Below are 18,442 nucleotides of genomic sequence, written 5' to 3' on the forward strand. Positions count from 1 at the left end.
GTCAAAGTTGCCAAGGATGAAATGATTATAATTGTCAGTCCATGCAAGAACTAGGATTATTTACCTATGAATCAACCAAGACGACATCAAAAGGTGTGCGATGTATTTTCGCAAAAACTCGTTTCATGTCCTGCGCATACGCCTTTGGTTGATGCCGTAAGGTTGATGCATGTGCATGGTGTAACCGCCATTTTTATTAAACATGAAAAGTCGATTGTTGGTATCTGGACTGAAGCTGATTGTTTAAAGGTAGATATAACTAATCCCACTTACAAGAATCTTGCAATTCACGAAGTGATGTCGGCACCGGTTATCTCAGTGCCAAGTCAGTATCCAGTAAGTGATGCAACATTACGTTTTCAACAACACGGTATTCGTCATTTATTGGTAATTGACGATAATAGCCAGCCTTTAGGGATGTTGAACCTTTCTGATATCGTTCACAACCAAGGTTTAGACCACTATCTGCAGTTTAGGCCCATTCATGAACAGTATTGTACAGAATTAGAAGTGGTTGATGCCGATACGCCTATTGAGAAAGTGGTTGAACTGATGCGCATGAAACACCTTGAAAGTGTATTGGTTTATAATCAATCACTTGAAATTTATGGCATCATTACCCAGCGTGACATTGTTGAGTTAATTTTACAAACTGAGTGGTTAAACCCGTGCTGGGAATACGCGAGTTATCCACTTATTGAAATTGATAATAAAAGTAGTCTTTTTGATGCTTATCGAGTCATGACAGAACGCAATGTGCGTCATTTGGTGGTCAGAGACACCGCTATTTGTGGAGTGATTTCATTTGCTGATTTAATAACAGAGATTGAGTCGGCTTATTGCTGCGAGCTTGAGCGAGCGATTGAACAGCGTGATATTGCTTTGCAAAAATCACAGCGAAACCTTTTTCTTGCAAATAAAATTATTGATGCCTCACTCGATGGCATTATGTTAACCCGTAAAGACGGCACTATTATTCAAGTTAACCCTGCTTTTACTAAACTGACTGGCTTTGCTGAGCATGAAGTTATTGGCAAGCGGCCCAACATTTTAAGTTCAGCAAAACATAGCCGTTCCTTTTATCAAAAAATGTGGCACGCCATTGAATACGAAGGGGTTTGGCAAGGAGAGATCTGTAATCGTAGAAAAGATGGCGAAGAGTATGTTGAGTGGCTAACGATCATTCAGATCAAAGATCCCAATTTTGACGAAGTGCTCTATGCCGCTATTTTTAGTGATATTACAGAGCGCAAACGTGCCGAAGAAAAGATTGCCCAACTTGCCTATTACGATGAGCTGACTGGTCTGCCTAATCGGCGTTTGTTTCATGATAGGTTATCAATTGCATTGAGTGCTGCAAAACGAAATCATGACCTACTGGCGGTGATGTTTATTGATTTAGATCGCTTTAAAGAAGTGAATGATAGTTTAGGACACGATGCTGGTGATAACTTGCTTGAGCAAGTTGCAGAGCGAATTTTATCGATCCTTCCGGATGGAGATACCTTGGCGCGGTTAGGTGGTGATGAGTTTGTTTTACTATGTGAAGTAAATCGTATTGAAGACTTGCTAAACTTTGCTGAGCAAGTACTTCAACAAGTTAGTATGCCTTTGGCTATTAACGAGCATGTTGTGGCCATTACAGCATCGATTGGCGCAGCGGTTTACCCTGATGATGGTGTAGATAGCGCTACTTTGCTGAAGCACGCCGATATTGCGATGTACCGTGCTAAAGAAGTTGGTCGTAATTCATTTCAATTATTCAAACCTGCGATGAATGCGCGCTCTTTAGAGAGACTTGCAATGATGAGCCGGTTACAAAATGCAATTGAGAGTGATGAGTTTGAGCTGTATTTCCAACCTAAGCAGCAGTTAACTTCAGGGAAAATTTTAGGGGTAGAAGCACTCCTACGTTGGCACGAACCAAGTTTAGGGGTGATTTCTCCAGCAAAGTTTATTCCCTTGGCTGAAGAGTTAGGCCTTATTGTAAAGCTAGACTTGTGGGTGATAGAAGAGGCTTGCAAAGAGTTAGTTAATTGGCAGCAACAAGGCATTGAAGCAGGGCGCTTAGCCATTAATATTTCGGCGAATCATTTACGACAGGGGCAACTTGCGTCGAATGTAGAGCGGTTACTTGAGCACTATGAGGTTAACCCCTACCAGTTAGAGATAGAGCTCACAGAAAGCTGTTTTATTAGTCACTTTAGTGAAGCGAAACAAGAACTCATGGCACTGAAAAAACTCGGTGTGCATATAACTCTTGATGACTTTGGTACGGGTTACTCTGCGCTTAGCTATTTGACTAAATTGCCAATCGACACACTAAAAATTGATGCCAGTTTTATCGCTAAAGTGCCTGATGAATACGGCAATAGTGAAATTGTAACGGCAATCGTCACATTAGCTAAAAGCCTTAATATGCATGTGGTTGCAGAAGGGGTTGAGAAAATAGAGCAGTTAAATTACTTACGTTCACTTAACTGCGATACTATTCAAGGTTATTACTATTGCCGCCCAATTACGAAGCAGCAATGGTATGCCTTTTACCTCAATACCGAAAAAAGTGCCTAAGCTAGGCTAATTTCGTAAGAAGTAAACTTACGAATATTAATGACGCCAGTATCAAAAATTAAGTACTGGCCTTTAATACCTTTTAAAATGCCCGATACTTCTGGCGCTTTATCAAAATTGAAAGAGCTGATTTTGCTAGGGTATTCACTCACGGGATACTCTAGCTCAACAACATCTTCATCTAGTTTTTCAATGGCTGTGGCCCCAAATAGCTCAGCGAGTTCACTGAGTTTTTCATCAATTTGTGGGATAAGCTCTTTGGCAGCGGCTTTCAAATCAATTGCTTCTGATGGGCCTTTTAGCATGTTTCGCCAATTCGTTTTATCAGCAATAAACTTGGCTAGTGCAACTTCAACTAATCCTGATTGCAAGCGAGTTTGTACTTTAAAAATAGGCAGTGCTTGCGTTGCACCTTGGTCAATCCAACGTGTTGGAATTTGTGTATGGCGAGTAATCCCTACCTTTAACCCTGATGTATTCGCTAAGTATACATAGTGTGGGATCATACAGTTTTCTTCGCCCCATTGTGGCTCGCGGCAGGTACCTTTATCGAAGTGGCAGGTTTCAGGCTTCATAATACACATATCACAGCTAGCTAATTTGCGCATACATACAAAGCAGTGTCCTTGTGAGTAACTCTTTTTGGTTTTTTTCCCACAGTTACAACAAAAAATATTGCCCGTAAAAGTAAGTGTTAGTGGCTTACCAATATAGTCATTTAATGAAACTAGCTCATCACCAATAGGTAATTGATATTCGACTGGAGAGGTGAGGGTCGACTTTAATTTTCTGAGCGTACCTTGCATCTTCACTTGGCCCCTAAAGATGTTAAAAGAGGCAAGTGTAACATGGTCTATTTAAATTGTGTGGCAATAAACGTTAGATACTCACTTAATGGTATCGCTTTGCTGTAATAATAGCCTTGGCCTTGATCTGCGCCCATTTTTATAAGCATCTGTTCTGTTTCTTGATCTTCTATGCCTTCAATAGTGATATTCATATCGAGGTTATGGGCCATATCAATGGCTGTTTTCACGATAACTTGGTTGTTGTCGTTAGTTGTTAAATCAAGGGTAAATGATTTATCTACCTTGATAGTGCTAAATGAATAATTAACCAGATAATTGAGCGATGAGTAACCTGTACCAAAGTCATCTAAAACCACTTGGCTACCTAGTTTATTCAGCTCATTGATGAAAGATACCATTTCATTATGGTTTTTAATTAGCGCGAACTCGGTAAGCTCAAACTTTAATTGGCTGGCCATAATGCCATGCTTCATGATGGTATTTTCAACTTTTTCAATAAGCTTTGGAATGGTGAGATTTTTGGCACTTAAATTAACACTGATTGTATGGTCACGATAACCATGCTGATTAAGGCTTGCAACACTTTGACAGGCTTGATCAATTACCCATAAGGTAAGCTCGTTTATTAGCCCTGTGCGCTCAGCTAATAGGATCAGCTGCTCAATATGGATCTCTTTATCGGCGCAAGGCCAGCGTAATAAAGCTTCTGCGCCCGCCACTTTGCCTGTATTTAAGTTGATAATTGGTTGCAGGTAGATAGCTAAATTATTGTTTCGAATAGCGTGTTGCAGTGCAGCAGCTAAACTTAGATTCATATCTACATGAGGTTTTGCATGTTCAATATTATATTGAGGTCGTTGAGACAAGCTTAAGTAACCACGCTGTAACCAGGCATCAAATCCGTCGTCAGCAATCGGTTCTGCGACACTGCAGCGATAGTTAAGTTGTAGATCAAGACCCAAAATGCTGTATTGTTTTGGCAACTGTTTCGATAAGTCGTTAAGCTCTGCATAGAGCTCCTCTGGTGGCTGAATCTTTGTAGAGATAAATGCCAGTATTCCGTTTCCTAAATCTGCTATTTTAGGGCTGTTATCGAGGGCTGATTCAAGGTTAATGAATTGCCTATGTTTACTTACTTGACGTTCTAGTGAATCAGCAACTGTGATGATGATATGACTGCTTTGTGTTGAATTTAGAATATTCATCAGTGCAGTGAATTGCTCTATCTTTATAAGGCACAGATTAGCTGATCTTTGTTGTTTTCTCAGAACCATATAAGCTTGTTTGAGCATGGCCTGATTTAGAAGTTGTGTTTGTTGAGTATGAGTTGCGTGATAGAGAGCTTTCTCTCTTTGATAGCGCACTCTATCTGCTAGAGCCATAGCCATTAATACAATCTCGCATAAAATAGCGACTAAAAATATATGCCTAACGGTAAAGCTATAAGGGATAAAGCCGGTAAGTTCTAACGGTTGAATTGCTGCGCCAATAATCAGAGGGACCCATGACATCACATAAAATTTTGCCCACCGAAAGCCACTCACTAATTTTTTATAAATCATGCAAATACATAAAATGTACAGCGGCACCATAATGGCAAAGAAAATTTTTGATGAGTGGTATTCGAGCATAAAAAAGCTAATTAAGCTTAAGCTGAACAGTAGGGCTAAAAAGCTGAGACTAAGTTTATATAAGCGGCAATTGTCTTTGTGGTAGCGTAAAAACATGGTGCAAAAAGCAACGGTAAAAAAGGCAATAGCGTAGTTACTAAATACCACCTGTTTATTTAAAAATAACTGCCACGATAATGGCCAGAGATAAAAGCCAAAGCCGAGCACTGAGCCCATTAATAACAGCGCCGAAATAATATAGCCAATGTAAATTAGGTATACACGATCTCGTATGCCAAAAAATAACACTAGGTTATAGAGCGCAGCCATGATCAGCACACCAATAAAAATTCCCCATACACCTACTTGTGCGCGAACTAAGTCTTGAAATTCATTTTTACCATAGATGTTAATAGGCGTTTTACTGATCCCCACGGTATCAACTTTAATGATGATGGATGTTTGCTCATTACCATTAAGAGTGAAAGACGTATGTGGGGTACTGTATTTAAATAGGCTTAGATCAGGTACTTTATCGCCTAACACTGTTTTTTTAATAAGCTGTTGTTGTGTGTTTACACGGTAAACAGTGAGGTAATCAACCATAGGGTTATCAAAGTGAATAATGAGATCAATCGGCTTCGTTTGACGGTTTTCTAAGTCGAGTTTTAACCAGTAATCTTGAGCGCCTAAATGCCACTCAATTTGCGAGAATGGCTTTTTTATAAGTTGTTCTGGCTCTGCAAGAAATTGGTTAAGGGTGAGAGATTTACTTTGGTCAATACGATAAGCCATTTGAGAATACACTGGCGCTGTCTTATCAATTGTATAGCGAGTTGGACTGGCCAGATGCGCGCACAAATTGGCGATGATAAAAAACAAAGTAGCAAGAATAAAAAAAGAAACAAAATTATATTTCAATGCTTTATTATTCAAAACGCGTTCTTTATCTAGTTAATTGTTCTTAATAGTGTAGCATTAAAAAAGCGCAGATAAACTGCGCTTTTAAGAGAAATGAGTTTTAACTTACTTACTTTTGTTCGCGAGCAATAGCGCGGTAAGCGATATCAGTACGATATTCCATGCCTTCCCAGCTGATTTGATCAACGAGTTTATAGGCACGTTGTTGCGCTTCAGTTACAGTGTTACCAAGTGCCGTTGCACAAAGCACACGACCGCCAGCCGTTACTACGTTATCACCGTCTTGCTTAGTACCTGCGTGGAATACTTTCTCACCTTCAGGGTAATTAACTTGCAAGCCGTTGATAGTGTCACCTTTCGGGTAGCTATCAGGGTAGCCTTTAGCTGCTAATACAACACCTACTGCTGCGCGCGGGTCGAACTCGATATCTGTTTTATCTAGCTCTTCACGGTTAGCCGCTTCGATAAGTTCAACAAGATCAGACTTAAGACGAAGCATCATAGGCTGTGTTTCTGGGTCACCAAAACGACAGTTGTATTCAATCACTTTTGGCGTGCCATCAGCGGTGATCATTAAACCTGCATATAAGAAACCAGTGTATGGGTGGCCTTCTTTTGCCATACCTTCAACCGTTGGGTTGATCACTTCGTTCATAATGCGTTGGTGAATTTCATCAGTCACTACTGGTGCCGGTGAGTATGCGCCCATGCCGCCAGTATTCGGACCTTGGTCACCATTATAAGCGCGTTTGTGGTCTTGGCTGGTTGCAAATGGTAGTACGTTTTTGCCATCAACCATGACGATGAAAGACGCTTCTTCACCTTCTAAGAACTCTTCGATAACTACACGGCTACCCGCTTCACCGAAGCTGTTGCCTGCTAGCATATCGCGAATAGCTTCTTCAGCTTCAAGCTCAGTCATCGCAACGATAACGCCTTTACCTGCTGCTAAGCCGTCAGCTTTAACAACAATTGGCGCACCTTTTTCTTTCAGGTAAGCAAGCGCAGGTTCGATTTGTTCAAACGTTTGGTAATCAGCTGTTGGAATATCGTGGCGTGCTAAGAAGTCTTTGGTGAACGACTTAGAGCCTTCTAACTGTGCTGCACCAGCCGTTGGGCCGAAGATAGCCAGACCGTTTTCACGGAATGTATCAACGACACCTAAAACCAGCGGTACTTCAGGGCCAACAATGGTTAATTCAACGCTGTTTTCTTTTGCAAAAGTAACTAAACCAGCTAGGTCTTCAACATTGATAGCTACGTTTTCGAGTTTTGGCTCAAGTGCAGTACCAGCATTACCTGGAGCGACGAAAACGGTGTTTACTTTACTATTTTGTGCAGCCTTAAACGCAAGAGCGTGTTCGCGGCCGCCACTGCCGATGACAAGTACATTCATGGCGTATAATCCTATTTAAAGCGGTTTTTTAAACTTCAGCGTCATACGATCACTTTCACCAATCGCTTTATACTTCGCGGCATCTTGCTCGCCTAAACGAAGGCTTGGTGGTAGTGTCCACACCCCTTTAGGGTGATCTGCTGTATCAAGAGGGTTTGCATTAATGTCACTGCTTGCCACTAGTTCAAAGCCAGCTTGTTTTGCAATATCAATTACATAGCTTTGCTTCATATAACCTGATGATTTCTGATCTTCATCGCTGCGCGACTCAGGAAGGCGGTGTTCAACTACGCCTAATGTGCCGCCCGGCTTAAGGGCTTTGTAAAATGCTTTAAATGCACTCAACGCGCCTTCTTTATCTTTACCCATGTACCAGTTATGAACATTTCTAAAGGTTAAAACAAGATCTGCGCTACCCGCTGGTGCAATATCAAGGTGTGTTACTGGCGCAAATTCAGTCAGTTTAACTTCACTGAAGCGCGCGTCTTCGCTCATCTTTTTCTTAAAGCCAGCTAATGAACGTTGGTAATAACCTACTTCAGAATCTGCTGGGAAATGTGCCGCGTAGTAAACACCATGGCCTTTTACAGCTGGCGCAAGGATTTCGCTGTACCAACCACCGCCTGGTGCAATTTCAACGACTGTCATATTTGGCTTAAAGCCAAAGAAATCAAGTGTTTCAACTGGGTGGCGGTATTGATCGCGTGCGCTATTTTTAGCATCACGTTCGCTTGATTGTACAGCACTTGTAAGCGCTGATTCATGGCTGTGGCTTAAAGCCTGTGCTGATGTTAGTGCAAGGCCTGCAACTAGCAGTGTTTTTACGGCAAATTTCATCATCTATTCCTTCATTATATGGGTCATTATTATTAGTAATCAGAATACGTGAATTTGTGGCAAACAAAAAGGGCTAAACTTTTCGCTTAACCCTTTGTGTTATTAGTGACGGAAATGGCGCATACCTGTAAATACCATTGCCATACCAGCTTCATCAGCTGCAGCGATAACTTCCTCATCGCGCATTGAACCACCTGGTTGAATAACTGCTGTGATGCCAGCCTCTGCTGCTGCATCAATACCGTCACGGAATGGGAAGAATGCATCAGATGCCATAACAGAACCTTTCACTTCAAGGTTTTCGTCAGCGGCTTTGATACCTGCAATTTTCGCCGAGTAAACACGGCTCATTTGGCCTGCACCAACACCGATAGTCATACCGTCACGTGCATACACAATCGCGTTAGACTTAACGAATTTAGCGACTTTCCAGCAGAATAATAAATCTTTTAATTCTTGCTCAGTTGGTTGACGCTTAGATACAACTTTAAGATCGCTCTGCGTTACCATACCTAAGTCGCGGTCTTGAACCAAGATACCGCCATTAACACGTTTAATGTCGTGACCTGTTGCATTACCAGACCATTCACCACATTCTAATAAACGTACGTTTTGTTTTGCAGAAACGATCTGTGCAGCGGCTTCAGAAACTTTAGGCGCAATGATAACTTCAACGAATTGACGAGAAACAATTGCTTCAGCTGTGTCTGCATCAAGTTCTTTGTTGAATGCGATGATGCCACCAAATGCTGATGTAGGGTCAGTTTTGAATGCACGGTCATACGCTTCAAGAATGTTGTCACCAATTGACACACCACAAGGGTTTGCATGTTTTACGATAACACACGCTGGTACGTCGAATTCTTTTACACATTCTAATGCTGCGTCAGTGTCAGCAATGTTGTTGTAAGAAAGTGCTTTACCTTGCAGTTGAACCGCAGTTGCAACAGATGCTTCTGTTAGGTCGTTTTCAACATAAAAAGCGGCGTCTTGGTGTGAGTTTTCACCGTAGCGCATATCTTGCTTTTTAGTAAACTGCATGTTGATAGTGCGTGGGAACTTAGTCTCTTCAGCAGCTTCTTCTGTGTAATCAGGAACCATTTTGCCGAAGTAGTTTGCAATCATGCCATCGTACTGAGCAGTATGCTCGTAAGCTGCAATTGCAAGGTCAAAACGTGTTTTATACGTTGTTGAACCGTTGTTGTTTTGCATTTCGCTGATTACACGGTCGTAATCTTTTGCATTTACTACGATAGTTACGTCTTTATGGTTTTTCGCCGCAGCGCGAACCATAGTAGGACCACCAATATCAATGTTTTCAATTGCATCTTCTAGGCTGCAGTCTTCTTTCGCAACAGTGTTTGCGAAGGGGTATAAGTTAACTACAACGATATCGATAGCAGAGATGTTGTGATCCTCCATTACGTCTTCATCTTGACCGCGACGCGCTAGGATGCCGCCGTGAATTTTTGGATGAAGTGTTTTTACGCGACCATCCATGATCTCAGGGTGACCAGTATGGTCAGATACTTCAGTGACTTTAATGCCGTTATCAGCAAGTAATTTGCAAGTACCGCCAGTTGATAAAATATCTACGCCTTGAGCTTCAAGAGCGCGAGCAAATTCAACGATACCGGTTTTATCTGACACACTTAATAGTGCGCGACGAATTGGACGATGTGTATCCATTGTAGTTTTGATTACCTCAATGTTTGAGCTAGCTTAGAAAGGCGGTATTTTAACTGAATATTGCTGAGAAAACGATGTTTAAAGCGTGAGGATTTTGCATAGTTTTTAACAGCAATAAAAAAAGCACCCTAAGGTGCTTTTTATTCAAAACTTTTATACCAGTTGTAATGGGGGAGTAAGCGTTTATTAGCACAATGAATATGCAGGCTTACTATCAGTCCATTAAGACGGGTATCAGTTCATGCCGTATTTTTTAAGCTTTTTACGTAAAGTACCACGGTTGATACCTAGTAAGATTGCTGCACGAGTTTGGTTACCACGCGTGTACGTCATTACTTCTTCAAGTAATGGTGCTTCTAGCTCAGAAAGAACAAGGTCGTACACGTCTTGAACGTCTTGACCATTAAGTTGCTTTAAGTAGTGATGAACAGCTTTTTTCACTGCATCACGCAACGGCTGTGGTTTCTCGTGTGACTGTACATGAGGGTTTGTGATAAATGGAGAAGTCACGTTTTGTTCGAACATCGTTATATGTCTCTTTCTTTCTTAGTTAGCTGCTAGTGTTTTAAAGTATTCTTCTAATGCGTCGACTTGTGCCTGTGGGTTATCTAACGCATTAAATACTCGCCTAAACTGACCGTCACTGTCATGGGTTTGCAAATACCAAGATACATGCTTTCGAGCGATACGCGCTCCCATTGGCTCCCCGTAAAACTGATGAAGATTGTCTAGATGCTCCATCAAAATGCTACGCACCTCTGCAATTTCAGGTGCTGGCAAATGTTCTCCAGTTCGCAAATAGTGGTCTATCTCCCTGAATATCCAAGGGCGACCTTGGGCGGCTCGACCAATCATAATGGCATCTGCACCCGTATAATCCAAAACCTGCTTTGCTTTTTCTGGTGAAGTAATATCACCATTGGCAACCACAGGGATAGACACTGAACGTTTAATATCCTTAATTGTGGCGTACTCAGCTTCACCTTTATACATACATGCGCGTGTACGCCCATGTACGGCCAATGATGCTATGCCATAACGTTCAGCGATTCTCGCAATCTCGACACCATTACGGTTTTCCTGATCCCATCCGGTACGGATTTTTAATGTGACAGGAACATCTACGGCATTGACTACCGCATCAAGTATCTCTTCCACTAATTCAGGAAACTGTAATAAGGCAGAGCCTGCAAGTTTCTTATTCACTTTTTTAGCTGGGCACCCCATATTGATATCTATGATCTGTGCGCCATTGCTGACATTGAATTGTGCTGCCTGTGCCATAAGCTCAGGATCGGCTCCGGCGATTTGCACCGAGCGAATTCCCGACTCACCGCTGTGATCCATACGGTTCATCGATTTTTCGGTTTTCCATACTTTCGGGTTTGACGAGAGCATTTCAGAAACAGCAAGGCCAGCACCTAAGCGACGGCAAAGTTGTCTAAATGGTCTGTCTGTAATGCCTGCCATTGGCGCGACAATTACGTTGTTCTCAAGTTGGTATGAACCGATACGCACGTTATTCAATTGGCCTCTTTTCAAGGGGCGCTAAGTTTACGGTTTTTTTTGCAAAAATCAAAGGCTATAAATTGAACAAAAGTGACTTTTTTTTGCCCTTTTCGTATTGACTTTTGATAACAGTTTGACGAGTAGGTTGATTTGTTTGTTATTTGAACAAAAATAATTTTGCTTGTACAAAGGCGAGAAACTGCTGACTGTAAAAATAAGGTAAAGCCTGTTAAATACTGGCTTTACCTATTAGCTTAGAGTTAATGCTCTAGAGAGGGTTAAGCCTTCTTCGTACCACTTACTCGGGTCCATTCACCTTCAATAGCAATCTCATCAAGTGCTAAAAACGGGGCATAAACGTCCGCTACAGACTGAGCTTGCTCTTCTAAAATACCTGACATAGCAATTTTACCATTCGGTTTTAAAAGACCTAAGATCACTTCATGTAGTTCGCGAAGAGGCTGAGCTAAAATATTTGCAACGACTATATCGGCAGTAAACTCTGGTTGATCCTCTGGTAAATAGACTTCAAGTTTATCTGCGACACCGTTACGCTGTGCATTATCACGGCTTGCTTCAAGTGCTTGAGGATCAATATCGATGCCGATCATACGCTCAGCGCCAAGTTTGATCGCGGCTATTCCTAAAATACCCGATCCACAACCAAAATCGACTACGGTTTTACCTGTTAAATCTTGGCTTTCAAGCCACTTCAAGCAAAGCGCTGTGGTTGCATGGGTGCCTGTACCAAAGGCAAGGCCTGGGTCGAGTAATACATTAACAGCATTAGGATCTGGAATATCACGCCAGCTTGGACAGATCCATAAGCGCTCACCAAATTGGATAGGGTGGAAATTATCCATCCATTCACGTTCCCAATCTTTATCTTCAAGCTGTTCTATTTTATAAACGAGCTTATCGGCAAGGGTTGCTTCAGCTTTTAGAGTTTCTACCACGCTGTCCATGTCATGGTTAGCGTCATAAAGACCAATTACAGTCGTATCGGCCCATAGTTGAACAGTGCCAAGCTTAGGTTCATAAATAGGGGTATCTTTGGCGTCAACATAAGTTACTGACGCGCTGCCAGTGTCCATTAATAAGTCGCTGATTAATTCTGCGTTGTCAGCATTTGCATTGATGCGAATTTGGATCCAAGCCATGAATATCTCTCGAATAGAAAAAAGGCCGCAACAGCGGCCTTTTAGTTAATAATGCGATACTAAGTTACTTAGCATCTAAGAAGCTTTTCAGTAAGTCTGAGCGAGAAGGGTGACGTAATTTACGTAACGCTTTCGCTTCGATTTGACGAATACGCTCACGTGTTACGTCAAACTGTTTACCTACTTCTTCTAATGTATGGTCAGTGTTCATATCGATACCAAAACGCATACGTAGTACTTTAGCTTCACGTGCTGTTAAGCCCGCTAGTACATCGTTTGTTGCGCCACGTAATGATTCCATTGTTGCAGAATCAATAGGCGAATCGATTGTGGTATCTTCAATGAAGTCACCTAAGTGCGAATCTTCATCATCACCGATTGGTGTTTCCATCGAAATTGGCTCTTTCGCGATTTTAAGTACCTTACGGATCTTATCTTCAGGCATTAACATACGCTCAGCTAATTCTTCTGGGCTCGGCTCACGACCCATCTCTTGCAGCATTTGACGAGAGATACGATTTAGTTTGTTGATCGTCTCAATCATATGCACAGGGATACGGATGGTACGTGCTTGGTCAGCAATCGAACGTGTAATTGCTTGACGGATCCACCATGTTGCATAAGTTGAGAACTTATAACCACGGCGGTATTCGAACTTATCAACCGCTTTCATTAGACCAATGTTACCCTCTTGGATAAGGTCTAAGAATTGTAAACCACGGTTGGTGTATTTTTTCGCAATCGAGATTACAAGACGTAAGTTCGCTTCAACCATTTCTTTTTTAGCACGGCGAGCTTTCGCTTCACCAATACTCATACGACGGTTGATGTCTTTAATTCGCTCGATACTTAAACCCGTGCTTTCTTCAATTGCACGTAACTTGCTAATGCAACGGATGATTTCTGGTTTAACTTCTTCAAGTGCAACCGAGTATTTCTCGTTTGCAGCAATTTCAAGATCAATCCAGCTAGTATCTGTTTCGTTGTTAGCAAAATGCTTGATGAAGTTCTTTTTCGGTAACTTCGCAATTTGTACAGCTTGTTTCATGATGATACGTTCTTGTACGCGAACGCGGTCCATCATTTCACGCATGTTATTTACCATGCGGTCAAACTGTTTAGGAACTAACTTAAAGGTTTTAAATAGTTCGCCAATTTCTGCAATAGCTGCTTGTGAATCTGGGTGAGCACGGCCTTTTGCTTCAAACGTATCACGTGCTTTGTTGTAAAGCTCACGTAAGTTTTCGAAGTGAATACGTGCTTCTTCAGGATCTGGACCTGTATCACCATCGCTATCATCATCGCTATCGTCATCGTCGTCTTCATCGTCAGCTTCGTCGTCTTCGTCGTCAAGCTGCTCTTCGTTTAGCTCTGAACCGATGTGTGTAGCAGAAATTTGTGATTCGTCTTCATTATTAGGATCAAAGAAACCAGAGATAATGTCGCTTAAGCGCATTTCTTCGGCTTCAAACTTATCCCATTGCTCTAGTAGATAAGTAATTGCTTCTGGGTATTCAGCAACAGAAATCTGAACTTGGTTGATACCTTCTTCAATACGCTTAGCGATAACAATTTCGCCTTCACGTGTAAGGAGTTCAACAGTACCCATTTCACGCATATACATGCGCACAGGGTCGGTTGTTCGACCGATCTCTTTTTCTACAGTCGCAAGTGCAGCGGCCGCGGCTTCTGCTGCGTCTTCGTCTGTCGTTGTTTCTTGCATCATTAATTCATCAGCATCAGGCGCATTTTCGCTAACCTTGATACCCATGTCATTAATCATGCTAATGATATCTTCTACCTGATCTGAGTCGATAATGTCTTGTGGAAGGTGATCATTAACTTCTGCAAAAGTTAAATAACCTTGCTCTTTACCTTTTTGAATCAGAAGCTTTAATTGTGACTGAGGAGTTGGATCCATAGAGATTTATTCTTCCACTCTGAAAGTTGATACAACAGGCGCCAGCTCGCTTACTAAATAAGCGACACGAAAACTAACTAGACGCAGTGAATAGCACAGTATAACAGAATTATTCAGTTCTGACTAGCTGTTGCTACCTTTTAACGCTTGTGTTAGTAACAGACATTCTAGCCTTTCTTCGCTGCTTAAGCCTTGGGTCTTGTCTTTTATTAATAGGGTCTCTAGTCGATAATTTAAACACTGGTCTTCAATAAATTTAAAAGTATTTTTAAAAACTGTCTCTAAACGATCGTCATTTATTTGGTGCTGCCAAGTCGCTAATTTAATCAACGCATCGTACTCTTGGCTACCTCGGAACGATTCTAAAATTTGTGCCGTGGTGATACCTTGTCGTTCAAGCGCTAAGTGCTGAATGCGTAAAAATAACTCAATACCGGCAATTTTCATTTCAGCAAGTTCTGGCATATAAGCAATGCTTGTCGCGAGATTTGGATGCTGTAATAAAACTCCGATAGCTTGGCGCATTGGCGTTATTTTAAATTTACGCTCAATAGCATGCTGTTGCTTTGGAGTCTTAACACGGTTGTTTAATTGTTCTCTTGTTCGACCAATTAAACGGCCTAAATGTTCCAAAATATTTTCTTGATAAAAATCACTTGGGATTTTTTCAATTAATGGTAAAGCATCACTGAGTAGCTTTGCTTTACCTGCATCTTGAGTTAGGTCAACTTCTTGGCTGAGCTTATTAAATAATACTTTACTAAAGTCGTCGGCATCGCTCAATCTTGCTTCAAAGGCATCTTTACCTTCTTTTTGTACCAGTGAATCTGGGTCTTCACCGTCAGGTAAAAATACAAATTTTAATGATTTACCATCGCCAAGATAAGGTAGTGCATTCTCAAGTGCACGCCATGCTGCATCACGACCAGCACGGTCACCATCGTAACAACAAATCACTTTATCTGTGGTTCTAAATAAAGTGTGCATATGTTCTGCGGTTGTTGCTGTACCAAGGGCTGCAACGGCATATTCGATACCTTGCTCAGCCAAAGCAACCACATCCATATAACCTTCAACAATTAAAATATGGTCAAGTTTTTTATGTGCTTGTTTTGCTTCGTATAAACCATAAAGTTCAAAGCCTTTATGGAAGATGCGTGTTTCTGGTGAGTTGAGGTATTTAGGCCCTTGATCGGCTTGCATGACTCGGCCACCAAAGGCGATAACCCGACCGCGTTTATCGCGAATAGGAAACATGAGTCGATCACGGAAAAAGTCAAATTGGCGACCAGGCGACTTTTCAGAAGCAAGCTTTAGCTCTACTAACTGCTCTTTTTGTTCTTTGTTACGGCCAAGTTGCTGGCATAACGCCTCCCATTCACTAGGCGCATAACCAATCATGAATTTTTTCGCTGTTTCACCGCTTAAACCACGCCCTTTGATATAGTCGATGACCATTTTAGAATTAGCATGATGCTTTAATTGATGTTGATAAAAGCGAGCGGCGTGTAACATTAAATCGTAATCAGAGCGCTTTTGTTCTGCAGTGCGTTGAGGACCTGAGCTGCCACCTTGTTCACGAGGCACGTCTAAGTTGAGCATGCTCGCTAGCTCTTCAATGGCATCAACAAATTCTAGTTTGTCGTATTCCATAACAAACGAAATAGCATTGCCATTAGCGCCACAACCAAAGCAGTGATAAAATTGTTTATCCTGGGAGACAGTAAAAGAAGGGGTCTTCTCGTTATGAAAAGGACAACATGCTTGGTAGTCTTTTCCCGCTTTTTTTAAGCCAACTTTTGAATCAATTAGCTCCACAATATCTGTACGAGCGAGTAAATCATCAATAAATTGTCTAGGGATTTTTCCGGCCATAGCTGTTGTTTTTTCCTGCGCTATCTATGCGTTTTAAAATAAGATTTGAACACAAATACGGTGTTTATGAAAGACTAAAAGCAAGAAACCGAGCACTAGGCTCGGTTTGCTTGAATCATACATCTGTATGTGGGGGTTAGGCAGTTAATCGTTGCTTGATTAAGCCAGAAATCTTACCTAAATCGGCACGACCTTCAGCTTTGCTTTTGATAACTCCCATTACCTTACCCATGTCTTGCATACCCGCTGCATTTGTATCAGCAATAGCCGAGTCAATAAGAGCAATGATTTCTTCTTCACTCAATTGTTGAGGCAAGAATTCTTCAAGTGCTTTAATCTCATTGGCTTCAATTTCAGCTAAATCTTCACGACCCGCATCAATGTACTGGGTGTAAGAATCGCGACGTTGTTTTACAAGCTTTACTAAGACAGCGGTGATACCGTCGTCATCAAGTGTAATTTGCTCGTCAATTTCACGTTGCTTGATTGCTGCAAGTACCATGCGGATTGGCTTAAGACGTTCTTTGTCTTTTGCCTTCATCGCATCTTTTTGCGCATCTTTTAGCGTTAATAAAAGGCTCATTTATACAAGACCAAATACTGATTAGTATAATTTAACGCGACGTGCGTTATCGCGAGAAAGCTTCTTCATGTGACGCTTTACTGCAGCAGCTTTTTTACGCTTACGCTCAGCTGTTGGTTTTTCATAGTGCTCGCGACGACGAACTTCTGAAAGGATACCTGCTTTTTCACATGAACGCTTGAAGCGACGAAGTGCTACGTCAAACGGTTCGTTCTCTCTTACTTTAATTACTGGCATTAAAAATTCACCTACCTAAATAATGAGCGTTGCTCAAGTTGATCGAATAACGATCAAGTGGTTCAAAAATGGTGCGGTATTGTAATCCGAAGCAACACCACATGTAAAGGATAATATTAACAGAATCTGAGTCGGCAAAATAGTGCTAATTTGTTTCGCGTTGATACAATCTACAAATGACTTGGCCTGCAGTTTTTTCTTTTAAAAGCAGCCAGTTATCAGGAGTGTCTAAATTACTAAGCTCACTTTCAACCTCTACATAGATAAGAGCTTGCTCAGTTAACCAGTGATTTGATTCGAGCAAAAAACAACTTTTTTCGGCTAAATTCTGACGGAATGGTGGGTCAACAAAAACCAAATCAAATTTATCGTTCTCAGCATTATTATTTAAGAGTGTTAGGCTGTCCCCATGCTTTACTGTGGCATTTTTAAGTTGCAAAGTAGCGATATTGCTATTCAACTGCGCCGTTGCGCTTTTGTCGAGTTCGAAAAATACTGCGCTGGCTGCAAAACGAGAAAGAGCCTCAAAACCAAGCCCTCCAGAGCCGGCAAAGCAATCGAGTACGACTGCGTCACGTGTATCTTGCATTAGCCAGTTAAATACAGTCTCTTTAATACGATCTGTGGTCGGACGTAAGCCCTGCACATCTTTTACGGGCAGTTTTCTGCCACGGAATTGACCACTAATGATACGAATAAAGCCATTGGCTGTTTTATTGTTAGCGGCTTTAACTGGGCGTTTAGCTGTTGATTTTTTTCTCATTTAACTCACTAATCATTGGTAACTGACCACTTGCTCAGATAATATTGTAAGCAATGGCTAGCGTGTCATTTTTCTAAAGCGCTAAAAGTGTTAGTATTGCGACCCTAGCGATAGATGGTATCCGTTTTAGTTTGGCTAAATTAGCTGGACTACCACCAAACTATTATTCATGTAAGTTTATCAGATTTTTATAAGTGGTTATTAGCAAGTATGGCAAAAAAAAGTAAATTCTTGTCTTGGTTTGGTTTTGGCAAATCAGAAAAACAAAAAGCAGAGCAAACAGCGACTGAGGCTGATAACCAGAAGCAATTAGAAGAACAACAGCGCATCGCTGCTGAAAAGGTAGAAGCTGAACGTTTAGAGCAAGAGCGTATTGCTGCCGAAAAGGCCGAGGCGGAACGCTTAGAACAAGAGCGCATCGCTGCTGAAAAGGCTGAGGCTGAACGTTTAGAGCAAGACCGTATTGCTGCCGAAAAGGCTGAGGCTGAACGTTTAGAGCAAGAGCGTATTGCTGCCGAAAAGGCCGAGGCGGAACGCTTAGAACAAGAGCGCATCGCTGCT

14 protein-coding genes and 1 pseudogene are annotated in these 18,442 nt (G+C 41.6%); 2 read left to right on the top strand and 13 right to left on the bottom strand.

The annotated features are described in order from the left end of the window. Nucleotides 1–66 precede the first annotated feature (66 nt). Nucleotides 67–2,571: an EAL domain-containing protein gene (locus ACSFVZ_RS01210; protein ID WP_135926111.1), complete on the top strand. Its 2,505-nt coding sequence runs from the start codon at nt 67–69 to the stop codon at nt 2,569–2,571. Here the strand turns inward: ACSFVZ_RS01210 and ACSFVZ_RS01215 are convergent. From ACSFVZ_RS01215 to rsmD, 13 genes are all read right to left on the bottom strand, one after another. Next, the gene (locus tag ACSFVZ_RS01215; RefSeq protein ID WP_135926110.1) at nt 2,568–3,377 is read right to left on the bottom strand and encodes a DUF2797 domain-containing protein; all 810 of its coding nucleotides are present in this window, start codon (nt 3,375–3,377) and stop codon (nt 2,568–2,570) included. The two genes, ACSFVZ_RS01210 and ACSFVZ_RS01215, sit on opposite strands and share 4 nt — an antisense overlap. A 47-nt stretch (nt 3,378–3,424) precedes the next feature. Next, on the bottom strand, nt 3,425–5,926 hold the full coding sequence (locus ACSFVZ_RS01220; protein ID WP_435557947.1) for an EAL domain-containing protein: 2,502 nt from the start codon (nt 5,924–5,926) through the stop codon (nt 3,425–3,427). A 94-nt stretch (nt 5,927–6,020) separates the two neighbouring features. After that, a complete protein-coding gene (purD, locus tag ACSFVZ_RS01225) occupies nt 6,021–7,307 on the bottom strand; it encodes a phosphoribosylamine--glycine ligase (RefSeq protein WP_435557948.1) in 1,287 nt (428 codons plus the stop codon). A 15-nt stretch (nt 7,308–7,322) separates the two neighbouring features. Beyond that, nucleotides 7,323–8,144: a class I SAM-dependent methyltransferase gene (locus tag ACSFVZ_RS01230; protein WP_135926107.1), complete on the bottom strand. Its 822-nt coding sequence runs from the start codon at nt 8,142–8,144 to the stop codon at nt 7,323–7,325. Between the two features lie 102 nt (nt 8,145–8,246). Next, entirely contained in the window at nt 8,247–9,833 is a 1,587-nt protein-coding gene (gene purH, locus ACSFVZ_RS01235; protein ID WP_135926106.1) for a bifunctional phosphoribosylaminoimidazolecarboxamide formyltransferase/IMP cyclohydrolase, read from the bottom strand. Nucleotides 9,834–10,067: 234 nt separating this feature from the next. Beyond that, nucleotides 10,068–10,358 carry a DNA-binding transcriptional regulator Fis gene (gene fis / locus ACSFVZ_RS01240; RefSeq protein ID WP_002957804.1) on the bottom strand — a complete coding sequence of 97 codons (291 nt, stop codon included), beginning with the start codon at nt 10,356–10,358 and terminating at the stop codon, nt 10,068–10,070. Between the two features lie 21 nt (nt 10,359–10,379). After that, nucleotides 10,380–11,351, bottom strand: a complete 972-nt coding sequence (gene dusB / locus ACSFVZ_RS01245) for a tRNA dihydrouridine synthase DusB (RefSeq protein ID WP_171040393.1) — start codon at nt 11,349–11,351, stop codon at nt 10,380–10,382. A 269-nt stretch (nt 11,352–11,620) separates the two neighbouring features. Next, nucleotides 11,621–12,502, bottom strand: coding sequence for a 50S ribosomal protein L11 methyltransferase (prmA, locus tag ACSFVZ_RS01250; RefSeq protein ID WP_135926104.1), 882 nt, complete (start codon nt 12,500–12,502; stop codon nt 11,621–11,623). Nucleotides 12,503–12,566: 64 nt separating this feature from the next. Beyond that, nucleotides 12,567–14,423 carry an RNA polymerase sigma factor RpoD gene (rpoD, locus tag ACSFVZ_RS01255; RefSeq protein WP_135926103.1) on the bottom strand — a complete coding sequence of 619 codons (1,857 nt, stop codon included), beginning with the start codon at nt 14,421–14,423 and terminating at the stop codon, nt 12,567–12,569. 123 nt (nt 14,424–14,546) lie between these two features. After that, nucleotides 14,547–16,298 carry a DNA primase gene (dnaG, locus tag ACSFVZ_RS01260; protein ID WP_435557949.1) on the bottom strand — a complete coding sequence of 584 codons (1,752 nt, stop codon included), beginning with the start codon at nt 16,296–16,298 and terminating at the stop codon, nt 14,547–14,549. A gap of 136 nt (nt 16,299–16,434) precedes the next feature. After that, a complete protein-coding gene (locus ACSFVZ_RS01265) occupies nt 16,435–16,881 on the bottom strand; it encodes a GatB/YqeY domain-containing protein (protein WP_062568695.1) in 447 nt (148 codons plus the stop codon). A 21-nt stretch (nt 16,882–16,902) separates the two neighbouring features. Next, complete coding sequence (gene rpsU / locus ACSFVZ_RS01270; RefSeq protein WP_002957797.1) at nt 16,903–17,118, bottom strand: 30S ribosomal protein S21; 216 nt, start codon at nt 17,116–17,118, stop codon at nt 16,903–16,905. 145 nt (nt 17,119–17,263) lie between these two features. Beyond that, complete coding sequence (gene rsmD, locus ACSFVZ_RS01275) at nt 17,264–17,881, bottom strand: 16S rRNA (guanine(966)-N(2))-methyltransferase RsmD (RefSeq protein ID WP_435557950.1); 618 nt, start codon at nt 17,879–17,881, stop codon at nt 17,264–17,266. Between the two features lie 210 nt (nt 17,882–18,091). Here rsmD and ACSFVZ_RS01280 point away from each other — a divergent pair. Then, nucleotides 18,092–18,442, top strand: a pseudogene (locus ACSFVZ_RS01280) (signal recognition particle-docking protein FtsY); the annotation flags it as partial.

The sequence above is a fragment of the Pseudoalteromonas nanhaiensis genome (assembly GCF_051235485.1).
Taxonomy (GTDB): domain Bacteria; phylum Pseudomonadota; class Gammaproteobacteria; order Enterobacterales; family Alteromonadaceae; genus Pseudoalteromonas; species Pseudoalteromonas lipolytica_C.

Bases quoted from the DNA above. Each gene is read 5' to 3' on its own strand.
- ACSFVZ_RS01210 (WP_135926111.1), top strand. From the start codon at position 67: ATGAATCAACCAAGACGACATCAAAAGGTGTGCGATGTATTTTCGCAA.
- ACSFVZ_RS01215 (WP_135926110.1), bottom strand. From the start codon at position 3,377: ATGCAAGGTACGCTCAGAAAATTAAAGTCGACCCTCACCTCTCCAGTC.
- purD (WP_435557948.1), bottom strand. From the start codon at position 7,307: ATGAATGTACTTGTCATCGGCAGTGGCGGCCGCGAACACGCTCTTGCG.
- ACSFVZ_RS01230 (WP_135926107.1), bottom strand. From the start codon at position 8,144: ATGAAATTTGCCGTAAAAACACTGCTAGTTGCAGGCCTTGCACTAACA.
- purH (WP_135926106.1), bottom strand. From the start codon at position 9,833: ATGGATACACATCGTCCAATTCGTCGCGCACTATTAAGTGTGTCAGAT.
- fis (WP_002957804.1), bottom strand. From the start codon at position 10,358: ATGTTCGAACAAAACGTGACTTCTCCATTTATCACAAACCCTCATGTA.
- prmA (WP_135926104.1), bottom strand. From the start codon at position 12,502: ATGGCTTGGATCCAAATTCGCATCAATGCAAATGCTGACAACGCAGAA.
- rpoD (WP_135926103.1), bottom strand. From the start codon at position 14,423: ATGGATCCAACTCCTCAGTCACAATTAAAGCTTCTGATTCAAAAAGGT.
- dnaG (WP_435557949.1), bottom strand. From the start codon at position 16,298: ATGGCCGGAAAAATCCCTAGACAATTTATTGATGATTTACTCGCTCGT.
- ACSFVZ_RS01265 (WP_062568695.1), bottom strand. From the start codon at position 16,881: ATGAGCCTTTTATTAACGCTAAAAGATGCGCAAAAAGATGCGATGAAG.
- rpsU (WP_002957797.1), bottom strand. From the start codon at position 17,118: ATGCCAGTAATTAAAGTAAGAGAGAACGAACCGTTTGACGTAGCACTT.
- rsmD (WP_435557950.1), bottom strand. From the start codon at position 17,881: ATGAGAAAAAAATCAACAGCTAAACGCCCAGTTAAAGCCGCTAACAAT.